The following is a 12,617-nucleotide window of genomic DNA, read 5'->3' on the forward strand; positions in this document are numbered from 1 at the left end:
GTTATTTTCTTGGCGGCGTGTTTTGAAAAACCTTTAGATTTTTTTTTGCTTTTCTTTAAAAAAACTCACTTTGTGGTTAAAAACACACCAAACTAGGAAAAATAACAAAAATAGCGTTTTTTTTACTCAAGCTTTTAAATGACCTGTCGATAACGATCGTTTTTTTTAATTATTCAGTAAAGACAATGCAAGATGAGGCTGCTTTTTCGCTTGGCTAAGAATAGATGTGCTGACTTGTTGCAGTATTTGCTGTTTAACCATTTGAGTAGTTTCTTTAGCAAAATCAGTATCTTTAATCCGACTATTTGAAGCAGCCAAGTGCTCATGCATATTATCAAGATTATTAATGGCATGATAAAAACGATTTTGGAGAGCACCTAATTCAGCCCGATGGCTATCGACATACTGTAATGCGGTATCAATCACAGCGACAGCACTTTGCGCACCACCAACAGAAGTGATATCAAGATCATTAACAGTTTCATATTTTCCAAAGGTAAGCTGTAACTGGTCAGCCAAACCACCTGAAAAATAAGGCTGGCCGTGAATAAAATGACTATGTTGATTTTCGAAATAAATCTGTAATTGTCCGTTTTCGTTAACTGAGGCGGACAGTTTATCGGTTTGACCATTAATATAAGTGGCTAAAGACTCGATGTTATCACCGACTTTAGCCTGAATATCGACAGTTTCTGTTATGCCTGCGCGATTCATAAACGAAATAGAAAGCTGATGATTACCTTGTTCAACTTGCCAATCGGGATCTTTAGGAAGAGAAACATATTTAAAGCCACCCATTAGCAACTGGTCACTCCGCATCGATTTCAAACCGACTTGTACCGCCTCTCCAGAGGCCGCACCAATCTGAAAAGAAGCCGAACCAAAACGTCCATTGAGTAATTTTCGCCCAGCAAAAGAGGTGGTTTCTGCAATTCGGTTTATTTCATCATTCAAAGCACTCATTTCTTCTTGTAGTGCTTGTCGCTCAGCTTGGCTATTCGAGCCATTCGCTGACTGTAAGGAGAGATCGCGCATTCGCTGCAAAAGGGTTGTGGTCTCTTGCATCCCACCTTCTGCGGTTTGCATGATCGAAATACCGTCATTCGCATTACGCGCTGCGACGCCTAAACCTCGCATCTGTGTTTCTAATCGATTGGAGATTTGCAACCCAGCGACATCATCTTTCGCTCGATTAATTCGTTTACCGGAAGACAATCGATCCAGTGATTGCTGAAGGGCTACTGACGCTTGATTAAGATGGCGCTGAGCGACTAAAGCCGAAACATTGGTGTTGACCGAAAGAGACATGCTGTTTTATCAAATTGCTCTGTGAACAAATACTTAACTAGCATATCGGCAAAATGAACAGAATCTTGAGTCATGATACCGATCATCATTGATGATCGGTAATGAAATAAGAAGAGCGCCCGACAAGATAGATTTGGGTACGTAATCAATAACCGTTTAACTCAACGGGCCAGCAGAATCAAAGCACGCTTTAACTCGACGACTACGTATCAAGTAAAAACCAAACCACAGTAAGATGAGCAGCGTCAATGCATTAGCCCACTGGAATGCGCCATGATCTAAATAAACATGATAAACCGTTTGTACTAATTGGATAATCAGTACACAAAGAGTCATGGCGCGTCCTAAACGGAAACCGGCGATAAGTAAACGTCGCTGCTCTTGTCTAAGGTGAATAAGCCACATCAATAGTAAGCTAGGTAAACCAGTCATTAACCCTAAGTACAGCATATCGTGATCGGGATACACAAAACTCAGAATGGTTGAACCATGTTCTCGGCTTACTCCTGCCACCACAAAAACGACCCAAGCGCGAGCTAAAAACAACCAGCCCAACCAGAGCCATAACGAAGCATTAAGGTAACCATAGCGGTCATAGTGTTCGATCGGATATCGCATAATACATCATAAATTCATACTATTATGCCTGCTACTTTAACGTAATCCTGACTCATCGCCTATGCCTTAACAACTCAAGTTTTAACCTTACTCGTCCTCAGTTGAGGAAATGAATCAAGGCATGTTAATCTGATCAATATTGAAAAGGGGTTATTAATGAAACAGACCATTATTCCGTCACCACAAACTCAGCAAGAAGCACAAGCCATTGCTAAAGCCTCACAAAAACCGGGCCAAACGAAAGAACAAACCAAGTTAATTGCGCAAGGTATAGAAAAAGGTATCGCACTCTATAAGAAACAACAAAAAGAGAAAAGCCGTCAGGCCGATAGAGCCAAAAAAAAGTCTCAGCAATTAAGGCATACGGCAGAGAATACGACGAAAGAAGTCATGCCACTCTCTGCCAAACCCAGCGCAAAATCAAAGCCATGGTTACCATGGGGACTGTTAATCATCAGTTGGATGGGGTTTATTGTTTATCTCTCAACAAAAGCCAGTTGATAAAAAAGCCAGCATAGACTGGCTTAAGCATGAAATCCAAGGCTTGCTGCAATCGCCGCTTTACGTTGGATGACCCATTGACTATCAAACGGTCCCCAATCCGATAACCGATAATAGCCATCATTATGACGACGTCCATCTTGAACAAAGCTGAGCTCAATTCCGATCCCCGGCATCGCTTTGATCACATCCTGAATGGTGCGACGCGGCCATCCGGTTTTTTCAATCAACTTAGGGACATTTGGCCGTTCAAGGCTTTCAACTAATAAGGCGAGATACAAACGCCTTGCAAAAACAGGACTCAATTCCATTGATACCTCCTAAATGGTGCAGAGCACATTATTTCTGTTTTGTCAGTTAAGATGTTGCGTTCGATCAATAACAAGCCAATCGGTGGTGCTACCGAACCGCTTTCTTATCCTTAACCTGTCATCCGTATGTTTTTTGTACATGCACAGCCAAATCATCTTAACAATAGCAAACCGCCAAATAGGGTTTTTTGTCACCGCTTACGCTTCCTGTTAGGATTTAGACACTGAATTCACCCCTATTGTTAACGGGCCAATAATCACAATAAATTGGCACCAGAGCGAGGAAAAGGAATCTTATGCTTATTACTCTTTACGGCATCCCCAACTGTGACACCATCAAAAAAGCGCGAAAATGGTTAGACGCCAAAGGGGTCGAATATCAATTTCATGATTACCGAAAAGATGGTATTACTGCTGAGTTAGTGAATGAGTTTTTTCAAGCACTCGGTTGGCAGAATGTGATCAATAAACGGGGAACGACTTATCGCCAATTGAGCCCACAGCAAAAAGAGAACCTCAATGAAACGACCGCTCTCCCTTTGTTGCTTGACCAACCTGCGATGATTAAACGCCCTATTTTACGTATCGAGAAGTTACTCTATGTCGGTTTTAGTACCGATGATTACGCTACTCTTTTTCCATCACCACAAGGACAATAAGGATGATAGATAGCCCCGTACTCGCGCTGGCAAAAGATTTGATCAGTCGCGAATCCGTCACCCCAAATGATGCAGGTTGCCAACAGGTGATGATTGAACGCCTTACCGCGCTGGGCTTTAATATTGAGCCGATGATCTTCGAAGATACGACCAACTTTTGGGCTCGTAAAGGAACCGAAGGTCCTTTGTTTGTGTTTGCAGGTCATACCGATGTAGTCCCAGCAGGACCTCTTTTTCAGTGGCACACACCGCCCTTTGAACCAACCGTCATTGATGGCTATCTGCATGGTCGTGGTGCCGCGGATATGAAAGGCTCATTAGCTTGCATGATAGTGGCGGTGGAACGCTTTTTAGCGAAACATCCCAATCACAAGGGGTCCATCGGTTTTTTAATTACCTCTGATGAAGAAGGCCCTTTTATTAACGGGACCACTAAAGTGGTTGATACGTTAATGGCTCGCAATGAGCTGATTGATATGTGCATTGTCGGCGAACCTTCTAGTACCTTAAAGGTCGGCGATGTTGTTAAAAATGGGCGTCGTGGTTCGATCACCGGTGATCTGACCATTAAAGGAACACAAGGCCATGTTGCTTACCCTCATTTAGCCAATAACCCCGTACATCAAGCGCTACCCGCTTTAGCGGAACTCGCGGCAACCACGTGGGATAACGGCAATGCTTACTTTCCGCCAACTAGCTTCCAAATCCCGAACTTGCAAGCAGGAACGGGCGCGTCAAATGTGATACCTGGCGAATTTAGCGTGCAATTTAATTTCCGATTTAGTACCGAATTGACCGAGCAAGAGATCAAACGCCGCGTTCACTCGGTATTGGATGCTCATGGTTTAGACTATGAGCTAAAATGGACATTGAGTGGCGATCCTTTTCTGACTGATGCCGGCTCGCTACTTGATGCGGTTGTTTGCGCCGTCCAAGAGGTCAATCATCAACAGCCCCAGTTATTAACCACTGGAGGCACTTCTGATGGCCGCTTTATTGCTAAAATGGGCGCACAGGTCGTCGAGTTAGGACCTGTCAATGCCACCATTCATAAAGTCAATGAATGTGTCAGCATCGCAGATTTAGAAAAACTCACGGACATGTATCAAAACGTGCTGGAGCACCTTTTCGGCCAATGATGTCACCTGAACAATTAACCGGAAAAACCGACGATCACCTCAATGCGGTGATCGTCGGCCAAAAAAACTTTTGGGTTCACCCAGAGGTAAGCCAAGATCTGCTTGCTTTAAAACAAGCGGCCGATTCAGCTGGATTTAATTTTAATATCGCCAGCGGCTTTCGATCTTTTGCACGTCAGCAGAGTATATGGAATCGTAAAATGAGTGGCGAACTCGCGATCTTAGATGAAGCAAGTCAGCCTATTGATACCGCTCATTACTCAGAAGAACAACGAGTATGGGCTATTTTACGTTGGTCAGCGTTACCTGGCGCAAGTCGCCATCACTGGGGAACCGATTTTGACGTTTTTGATCGTCATGGATTACCAGCCGGAGAGTCATTACAGCTAGAGCCTTGGGAATATTTGCAGGCTCATCAACACCCTTTCTATTTATGGTTAAAAGCACATATCGAACCGTTTGGATTTTTTTTCCCTTACCAACAGAATGGTATCGGGGTCGCCTTTGAACCTTGGCATATTAGTCACCGACTGACCGCTGAAAGGTGCTTAACACAATTAACCCTTGACGTACTCGCCGAACAATTAGCACCAGAACAGCTATTAGGCAAACAAACCGTATTACAAAACCTAGAGACGATCTACAATCAGTACATCATCAATATTGCATAGGCAGGACGGATATGGACTTTTTATTCAACCCATGGGTGATTTCAATTGCTGCCATGAGCCTGATTATTGGTAATTTAGCGGCGCTCAAATACCTATCCAAAATCAAATTCCAACCCATGAGCAAAAAAAAGGACTTTGAAAAGCTCAGCGAGCTAGACAAAAAACTGCAATCGATGACTGCCGAACTTGATTCCTCAGAACCGACGCCATCAGAGCAGGAAACAGAAAAAAAAGAACAAGCTAAAAAAGAGAGGGATACTGATCATTAGTATCCCTCATCGCTATAGTTGGTTACTTAGTATCAAACTATTTCTCTGCAATCGCAGCCAGTACCGGAGCCATCTCTTTCAGTAGCTCTTCCTCAACAGGTTTACCTGCCGAGTTGGTTACGTTGACTGACGTTCGGTTGCCTAAATCACCAAATAAGAAGGTATAAGTGCCCGCTCTTAGATTCATTGGCTTGACACCAATGTGATTCCAAAATTGATCATCGGGGGACGCGTACTTCGCTTTGATGGTGCCCTGTGACTGATTACGCTCTTCAATAGTAAAGCCCATCTCAGGTAATAAAGTCGGTAAACGCTGCCATAACACATCATAAGGCGTACGAGCAATGATCACCGGTAAACCACTACGGTCGGAGCCCATCGTGATGGGTATCTGCTTGACTAATTCTTGCGCTCGACGCGTCGCTTCTTCTCGTACTTGCTGATCATAACGGCTGGTGACTAAATTAGTCATAAAAGCGTTATAACGTTCTTTATTGCTTGCGGTCACCGGCATTGACTTGCCATCTTCCCGCCAATCTATCAGGGAAATTTTAAAACCAAAGCGATTATTAGCCTCAACGCGAGTTAACTCATAGCGGCTACCAAGCGTGGTGTCCTCATCTTCAGAAACCCAATTAATCCAACTGGTTTCGACACGATTATCGCTCTGCTCTACCGCGCCAATGCCTCGCTCTTCCATCATGGTTAATGCCGTTTGCCATACTCTATCGGCTTCATCTTGACGAATCATCCACAACGTCACTTCACCATTTTGTCGTTCTGCACGAGCGCCAGGAATTAACTCAAGAATTTGTTGAGGTGGACGAATATCCACTTTCCGGCCAATTTTTCCAGGAAATTGTCCTTCGGGAATCGTATAGTTAGGGTAAAACTGAGGTACCGCACCTTCAGGTAATACCCAAGGCGTTAATGGTTTGGTCTCTAAGTAGGCAAAATCATTTTTTGCTTGACGCCGCTGTGCCGGACTACTTGAACAAGCACTCAACACCAATACAGCCAGCGAACCAACAACCAGCTGGTGGGATAACTTCATTGAAACTCCTAAGTTGCTGAGAAGAGACTCAGCCGTAAAACGTTATAGAATACAAGCTTCTGTCATAGCTTGGGCAACGAACGGGCGAGCAGATTCTGAAAGCTCAGTCAAAGGCAAACGTAAATGACCGTGTGCAATTAAACCCAATTTATGGGCGGCCCACTTCACCGGAATGGGGCTAGACTCAACAAATAACCCCTTATGAAGAGGCATTAAACGTTGATTGATGACCTCCGCTTCCGCAAACTGACCGGAAAGCGCAAGTGACATCATTTGAGCCATATCTGCAGCGGCAATATTATTGGTAACCGAGATAACTCCTTTACCACCCAGTTTAACAAACTCAAGCCCAGTCGCGTCATCGCCACTCAGCAAAATAAACTGGTCACCGCACAACTCACGATGCAACGCAATACGACTTAAATCACCCGTTGCGTCTTTGAGTGCAACAATATTTTTTAGTTCCGCTAAACGAGCAACCGTTTCTGGTTTTAAGTCAACAGCCGTTCGGCTCGGCACGTTATAAAGAATAACCGGAATATCCGTTTCTTGACTGATCGCTTTATAGTGCTGAAATAGCCCCTCTTGAGTCGGCTTATTATAATAAGGAGTGACACTCAGATAACCCGCGATTCCAGTATTATTCAGTAAACGACTAAACGTCACGGATTCATGAGTCGCATTGGCACCGGTTCCAGCAATGACTGGTATACGCCCAGCAGAAAACTCGACCGTTTTCGCCACGACTTTGACATGTTCTTCTACCGAAAGGGTCGATGACTCACCAGTAGTACCCACAGAAACAATCGCGTCGGTTCCTGCTGCGACATGATAATCGACTAATTTTTGTAAACTAACGTAGTCTACTTCACCGTCATGGTCGAAAGGCGTAATTAACGCGACGATACTTCCTGAAAACATGTCTATCTCCCTAAATTGATAACTTTTGCATGGTACTGCATGGCACTTAAAAAACACAAGGGGGGAAATCTGCTTAAATGACACCTAACCGTGAATATTTATCAAATCTTATACCAGCGCCACTGAACCTTACTTGATCTTAGTTGGGTTATATACCTAAACGACTTAGCGTTGCAAGTGGGCGGTCAATGAATGATCTCTATACGCAAAGCAAACGATATGGTTATGGCTAAGCAAACGTCGAGAATGCCATGACAGCGTCGGATAGGCATGATCTACACCGGTTTCACCTACTTGTTGTCAAACTTAAGTAAGAAGGTTATCAGCCATGATTGACTCATGATCATTCACCGGATGTACGATTTTTATATCGCTTATTAACTGTGTTAACATCAATGAAAACATTCAACTCAAGTGGCCTTATGATTCAACATCTCGTGATAACCGCTATAGGCTCTGACCGTGCGGGTATTTGTAACCAAGTTATCCAGCTGGTGACTCAAGCTGGTGGTAATATTATTGATAGCCGGATTGCTTTATTTGGCAATGAATTTACTTTAATTATGTTGGTCTCTGGCAATACAAATAGTATTACTCGTATCGAAAGCACCCTTCCGTTGCTCGGACAACAACACGATCTTATCACAATGATGAAACGAACCTCTCCGCATCATCAGCCACATTATGCTTATAGCGTTGAAGTGTATGTCGAATCTGACGATAAACTTGGCTTAACTGAAAAATTCACTCATTTTTTTGCCGAACGGCATATCGGCATGGCTTCATTGAGTGCACAAACGATTCACAAATCAAAGCTCAGCACAGAGCATGACCAATTTCATATCGCGATTACTGCTCAAGTCAATGCCGACTATAATCTTATGCAATTACAAGAAGAGTTTGCTGCACTCTGTCATCAACTGGCTGTACGTGGCTCGCTCAATTTCATAAAAAACAGTCAATAAAAGGAAAAGAATCACCATGACTCCTCTACACGTAGGTTCAACGGCACCGACGCTGACTCGCCTTGATCAACACGGTAATCCCATCTCACTGGCTGACTTTGCAGGAAAAAAAGTACTGCTGTATTTTTATCCAAAAGCCATGACTCCAGGTTGTACCGTACAAGCGCAAGGTTTACGTGATATTCAAGCAGAACTTGCCGCACACAATGTGGTGGTACTTGGTGTCAGCGTTGACCCTGTGGCTCGGTTAGGTAAGTTTATCGAGCGTGATAAGCTTAACTTCACGTTATTATCCGATGAAGATCATCAGTTAGCGGATCAATTTGGCGTTTGGGGGGAGAAAAAATTCACCCTTAGAAAATTTTCATGACAATAAACCTTGATAATTTTTTATGACAAATCTATCTTTGATATGTGGGTAACATATTGAGGGTTGTTTTGTGATAGAAACGCATGAAGACAAATGTTTTGATATTTATGATGACTACCAACTGCTTTCCGTCGAGGTAGATACATTAGCAAAGCTACAAATTTCAGCGAGTATCGATACTGAATCTGGAGAAGTGACGCACTCACCCTACCTTTCCCCTTCCAATCTGGAATCCCGCCTGAAGAAAACCGATATCATCATTGCACCTGATGGGACGGTTGTTTACCCACAGTCCCTATACCTAGTGTCTAAATTGCGTGGTGAAGGGAAAGTCAAAGACACTGGGTCGATTGCAAAAAGCTTATTAGCTTTTACTCGTTATTTAGATTCCACTCACTATTCTCAAGTTGATGAAGATGGTAATGAAATACCACCTGAATATCTAACTTATAAAACCCTATCGAAGTATGAAGAAGAAGGTGCGCCTTGGCGATTTGCGGAGTTTCTACTTAAGAACTGCAATAATATTGAAGGTGCTAATGGCGATGAAGCTTTTAGTTTATCTACCGCTAGAAGTTATATGAGTGCCGTTATTGGATTCTATAGGTGGATGCAAAAGTACGGCTACATCAAAAATGACGATCAGAATGTTGTTACCCACTACACAACCGGAACAGTGCATCAAGAGTTAAATCAGCACGATATGTTGGCTCACACAAAGTCAGGTTCTAAACGAACTTATGAAACGTCTAATCTCATGAAGATGTTTCCAAAAAAAGAAAACACTCCCGCACATAAAAAGCTAAAGCCTATGCACCCAGAGCACAAGGCTTTATTTAATGAACATATCAATTCACTCCCAAAGGCGACAGGATTAATCTTTCTGCTATGTGTCGAGGCTGGGCTAAGAATTGACGAAGCTATTCACTTCCCCGCTCACGATATAGGAAAGGCTGACTACAGTAATTTAGATGCAGTACCAGTCAAAATCACTCACACAAAAGGTAGTAAGCCTCGAACCGTAGACATTCCCATTGAGCTTTACGAAGAGCTAGAGATATACAAGGAAAGTAACGCACGACTTACGAACCTAAACAAACGCAATGAACTTGTTCAGTCGGGTGAGGTATTAGATACCGTTGAATATCTATTTATTTCAAATAAAGGGACTCCCTACTCAAGCAACACCCTAGAAACACACTTTTCAAACCTTCGAAAACAAATACGTGAAGTAGACTCTTCTTGGTATTACAGGATTCATGATTTGCGCTCTACCTTTGCAACTCATTGGCTTTGGAGTGAGTCCTATAAGAGGCAAGTTTCCTACGACTATCTGATGGGTGAACTAGCTATGCTAATGGGTCATTCAAGTACATCAACAACGGAAAAGTATATTAAGTTCATGAATAAACTTGATGACCAGTTAAGAGTCGCAATGAGTAAAAACAACAAGATTAATGGGGGGTGGTAGCATGGCAAAAAGCCCTTTAGCAAAAAATTCACAGACTGCCAAGTACATTAGAAATAGTAAAAATGTGATTCCGTTACACCTGACTATCCCTTATAAAAATATCAAAAATAGAACAATAACAGAGTTTGATGTATCGCATTTACTCCACCTCGGCGCCAATAGCAATAACGAAAAAATTCAAAACAGAACACCTTACTTGAGAAGCTTTTGTAAAAAAGCCAAACAGTACATTAAACAAGGGAAATCAGCGACTAGTGTTACGAGTTATTATGATAGCTTACGTAGTTTGATTCTTTTTTGTGATGCTGTAAACGTGCCCCCCTTTTCCAAAGCAGGCTATTTAAAGTTCGCGGGAAATGATGGCGAGTTAAGACATCGTATGAAAATGTACTGTCCATCCAAAAAACTCTGGGAAAGGAGCCACAATGCTGAACTTGGTATTAAGGAGTCCACTGCGAGTGCTATTATGTCCTCCCTTCGCACAGCCCTTAAATGGTGTGGGTTACCCATTAATTCCTGGGGGACCCTGCATCGAGGATTTAGTGGTGGAGAAAAAATGCCATACAAAGGCTATTCCGACTCCGAAGAAAAGATACTAATCAGCCGATTAAGTGAGTTATTTTTCACCTTAGCCCCACAACTCATTGCTGTAAAAAAAGAAAATCTAAAACTGCCTGACATACTACCTGTCATTGTTGACTTGGGTAGCCACCAAGAAGTCATTTCGATTCAAACCCATCTAAAAACACAGGACCAAAACGTCATATCTGTAAGACCATCCTCTGCGTTTAACATGGTGATGGGAGCAGCTTACCACCTAATGTGTTTTTTCAGTTCACTGAACGATAGCGACGTAAAGGGCATTGCTCATCCACTTACGATACATACTGATGAACGAGATAAAAGTTTACAAGTGGTCAAAGTATCGAGCTTTAAAGCACGCGCGAACAAAGAGATAGACGCTATTTTAACCAATCAGAGCTTCGATGTTGATAAGCGCGATGGTGTAAATTTTATTACGACCCTTGAGACACTTTCAGCGCTGTACGGTGGTAACGAAGAAGGCTCAGAGTTAATCTTCACCCTCAATAGTCAGGGGGAGAAAAGCGACACATTTAATTTAGGAGAACTGAATAAACATCTAATGGTGGAATTAAACCTACTCGCACCTACTCGAAAATCCAATCTCCCATGGTTTAAAGAGCTATTTTATAGCTACCGAAACCAACGTGTTATCCAGCTAAAAACAGAGACCAATGAGCTTGGTCGAGTCATTGTAAGTAAAGTGACGCGCCCATGCTCAAAAACGGGAGCCACAAGAGGTGCAACCTCTGCTGCCTACTGCATTTTATCGTGTTACACAGACTTACCACTCAAAGGCGTCCTTCTGCCACTTTCCTACTCAAAGAAAGATTCCGATGGAAACATCCATGTTTCACTCAAATACAGAGATAACTCGATTCATGAATTCTCTATCCCAGCTGCAGATAAGACGTTAATCCAAGATATCGAGCAATTCGCCACAGATTTAGCAGATAAACAAAAACATAGAAATAACGAACGATTACTACTTAAACGAGGTAATGCTCACCAAGCCCCTAAGGATTGGGATGGAATTAGTCCTATAACATCAAACCTAATGAGAACCTGGTCAATTGACCCCAATGAATACTTCATTTCACTTCAATCAAGCCGCTGGAGAGAAATGACCAGCAACCAGGTGTACTCTGAGAATGGTAAAGAGGGTGTTCAAAACCTCCTTCAAAATCTTCTTCAAACCATTGATAAACATTATGTCAATGGTGACCCGAAACTTAATAAACTTATTATATCACAAGCCATGCAAGTCATGGAGCAATTGGGGGAAGACACGAATTTAGAGCAAGTAAGAGCAAAGGTTGTAGCCAAGCTTGGCATAAAAATGCTGGCATACGATGAATGGAAAAAGAAACAAGAGAATGAAAGAGCTAAAACCAACCCAAATGGTATTCATTGTAATGGACAGCAAAGCATCCCAGGCGGTAAAAACTCCCAGCGTGAAACCAACAAAGCAATCGGCTTTACACTACCCTGCACCGAGTACGATATGTGCCATAAATGTCAATCAGCCAAAGCCGTTGATGAAGTTCAGTCTATATATAAACTTATCTCTTTCATTGATGTACTAAAGGAAGCCCTCGACCGGTACCCCACAACAACAGAGGAAATTAATGAAAGGATAGCTGCTTTTGAGTTCACTCTGGACGGAGCAAGTACAGATGTGTACGAAAATGCCATGAAGCTATTTAACAAAAAAGGTCGTCATCCACGGATATCTATTGACCACGCCATTTTGGCTTTATATCGCTAATTAGGAGCCA

The 12,617-nt window shown here is 42.7% G+C and carries 14 protein-coding genes; 9 read left to right on the plus strand and 5 right to left on the minus strand.

Features of this window, described 5'->3' with window-relative positions; translation table 11 throughout:
- Positions 1-165: 165 nt before the first annotated feature.
- The gene (locus CAG60_RS16065) at positions 166-1,308 is read right to left on the minus strand and encodes a flagellin (RefSeq protein WP_158138775.1); all 1,143 of its coding nucleotides are present in this window, start codon (positions 1,306-1,308) and stop codon (positions 166-168) included.
- Between the two features lie 156 nt (positions 1,309-1,464).
- Entirely contained in the window at positions 1,465-1,926 is a 462-nt protein-coding gene (locus tag CAG60_RS16070) for a DUF2919 domain-containing protein (RefSeq protein WP_161439413.1), read from the minus strand.
- Positions 1,927-2,082: 156 nt separating this feature from the next.
- On the opposite strand from CAG60_RS16070, the gene CAG60_RS16075 reads away from it, so the two are divergent.
- Entirely contained in the window at positions 2,083-2,427 is a 345-nt protein-coding gene (locus CAG60_RS16075; RefSeq protein ID WP_161439414.1) for a DUF2956 domain-containing protein, read from the plus strand.
- A gap of 23 nt (positions 2,428-2,450) precedes the next feature.
- Here CAG60_RS16075 and CAG60_RS16080 read toward each other — a convergent pair whose 3' ends face one another.
- Positions 2,451-2,738, minus strand: coding sequence for a winged helix-turn-helix domain-containing protein (locus CAG60_RS16080; RefSeq protein ID WP_004394748.1), 288 nt, complete (start codon positions 2,736-2,738; stop codon positions 2,451-2,453).
- A gap of 296 nt (positions 2,739-3,034) precedes the next feature.
- On the opposite strand from CAG60_RS16080, the gene CAG60_RS16085 reads away from it, so the two are divergent.
- From CAG60_RS16085 to CAG60_RS16100, 4 genes are read left to right on the plus strand one after another with little or no spacing between them, the layout of a single operon-like run.
- Positions 3,035-3,397, plus strand: a complete 363-nt coding sequence (locus CAG60_RS16085; RefSeq protein ID WP_004394747.1) for an ArsC family reductase — start codon at positions 3,035-3,037, stop codon at positions 3,395-3,397.
- Positions 3,398-3,399: 2 nt separating this feature from the next.
- A complete protein-coding gene (gene dapE, locus CAG60_RS16090) occupies positions 3,400-4,536 on the plus strand; it encodes a succinyl-diaminopimelate desuccinylase (protein WP_154170419.1) in 1,137 nt (378 codons plus the stop codon).
- Entirely contained in the window at positions 4,536-5,207 is a 672-nt protein-coding gene (locus tag CAG60_RS16095) for a M15 family metallopeptidase (RefSeq protein ID WP_186463415.1), read from the plus strand. Before dapE ends, CAG60_RS16095 begins: the two co-directional genes overlap by 1 nt.
- 11 nt (positions 5,208-5,218) lie before the next feature.
- The gene (locus tag CAG60_RS16100) at positions 5,219-5,476 is read left to right on the plus strand and encodes a DUF2897 family protein (RefSeq protein ID WP_040904127.1); all 258 of its coding nucleotides are present in this window, start codon (positions 5,219-5,221) and stop codon (positions 5,474-5,476) included.
- Between the two features lie 37 nt (positions 5,477-5,513).
- Here the strand turns inward: CAG60_RS16100 and bamC are convergent, their stop codons facing one another.
- Together bamC and dapA are read right to left on the minus strand one after the other, a co-directional pair.
- Entirely contained in the window at positions 5,514-6,530 is a 1,017-nt protein-coding gene (gene bamC, locus CAG60_RS16105) for an outer membrane protein assembly factor BamC (RefSeq protein WP_158138781.1), read from the minus strand.
- A gap of 42 nt (positions 6,531-6,572) precedes the next feature.
- Entirely contained in the window at positions 6,573-7,451 is an 879-nt protein-coding gene (gene dapA, locus CAG60_RS16110; RefSeq protein ID WP_004394742.1) for a 4-hydroxy-tetrahydrodipicolinate synthase, read from the minus strand.
- 422 nt (positions 7,452-7,873) lie between these two features.
- Here dapA and CAG60_RS16115 point away from each other — a divergent pair, with 422 nt between their 5' ends.
- The 4 genes from CAG60_RS16115 to CAG60_RS16130 all read left to right on the plus strand — a co-directional run bounded on the left by CAG60_RS16115 (position 7,874) and on the right by CAG60_RS16130 (position 12,607).
- Positions 7,874-8,416, plus strand: coding sequence for a glycine cleavage system protein R (locus CAG60_RS16115; RefSeq protein WP_040904125.1), 543 nt, complete (start codon positions 7,874-7,876; stop codon positions 8,414-8,416).
- 16 nt (positions 8,417-8,432) lie between these two features.
- Positions 8,433-8,786 (plus strand): thioredoxin-dependent thiol peroxidase, encoded by a 354-nt coding sequence (bcp, locus tag CAG60_RS16120; RefSeq protein ID WP_161439416.1) that lies wholly within the window; start codon positions 8,433-8,435, stop codon positions 8,784-8,786.
- Between the two features lie 70 nt (positions 8,787-8,856).
- Positions 8,857-10,257 carry a tyrosine-type recombinase/integrase gene (locus CAG60_RS16125; protein WP_148636162.1) on the plus strand — a complete coding sequence of 467 codons (1,401 nt, stop codon included), beginning with the start codon at positions 8,857-8,859 and terminating at the stop codon, positions 10,255-10,257.
- A 1-nt stretch (position 10,258) separates the two neighbouring features.
- A complete protein-coding gene (locus CAG60_RS16130) occupies positions 10,259-12,607 on the plus strand; it encodes a hypothetical protein (RefSeq protein WP_161439417.1) in 2,349 nt (782 codons plus the stop codon).
- The last annotated feature ends 10 nt before the right edge of the window (positions 12,608-12,617 follow it).

The organism is Vibrio sp. V33_P6A3T137 (assembly GCF_009904835.1).
Lineage (GTDB): Bacteria > Pseudomonadota > Gammaproteobacteria > Enterobacterales > Vibrionaceae > Vibrio > Vibrio metschnikovii.

Excerpts from the sequence above, each read along its gene's own strand:
- CAG60_RS16100 (WP_040904127.1), top strand. The coding sequence starts at position 5,219 with ATGGACTTTTTATTCAACCCATGGGTGATTTCAATTGCTGCCATGAGC.
- CAG60_RS16095 (WP_186463415.1), top strand. The coding sequence starts at position 4,536 with ATGTCACCTGAACAATTAACCGGAAAAACCGACGATCACCTCAATGCG.
- dapA (WP_004394742.1), bottom strand. The coding sequence starts at position 7,451 with ATGTTTTCAGGAAGTATCGTCGCGTTAATTACGCCTTTCGACCATGAC.
- bcp (WP_161439416.1), top strand. The coding sequence starts at position 8,433 with ATGACTCCTCTACACGTAGGTTCAACGGCACCGACGCTGACTCGCCTT.
- CAG60_RS16065 (WP_158138775.1), bottom strand. The coding sequence starts at position 1,308 with ATGTCTCTTTCGGTCAACACCAATGTTTCGGCTTTAGTCGCTCAGCGC.
- CAG60_RS16130 (WP_161439417.1), top strand. The coding sequence starts at position 10,259 with ATGGCAAAAAGCCCTTTAGCAAAAAATTCACAGACTGCCAAGTACATT.
- CAG60_RS16115 (WP_040904125.1), top strand. The coding sequence starts at position 7,874 with ATGATTCAACATCTCGTGATAACCGCTATAGGCTCTGACCGTGCGGGT.
- CAG60_RS16085 (WP_004394747.1), top strand. The coding sequence starts at position 3,035 with ATGCTTATTACTCTTTACGGCATCCCCAACTGTGACACCATCAAAAAA.
- bamC (WP_158138781.1), bottom strand. The coding sequence starts at position 6,530 with ATGAAGTTATCCCACCAGCTGGTTGTTGGTTCGCTGGCTGTATTGGTG.
- CAG60_RS16080 (WP_004394748.1), bottom strand. The coding sequence starts at position 2,738 with ATGGAATTGAGTCCTGTTTTTGCAAGGCGTTTGTATCTCGCCTTATTA.
- CAG60_RS16070 (WP_161439413.1), bottom strand. The coding sequence starts at position 1,926 with ATGCGATATCCGATCGAACACTATGACCGCTATGGTTACCTTAATGCT.
- dapE (WP_154170419.1), top strand. The coding sequence starts at position 3,400 with ATGATAGATAGCCCCGTACTCGCGCTGGCAAAAGATTTGATCAGTCGC.
- CAG60_RS16075 (WP_161439414.1), top strand. The coding sequence starts at position 2,083 with ATGAAACAGACCATTATTCCGTCACCACAAACTCAGCAAGAAGCACAA.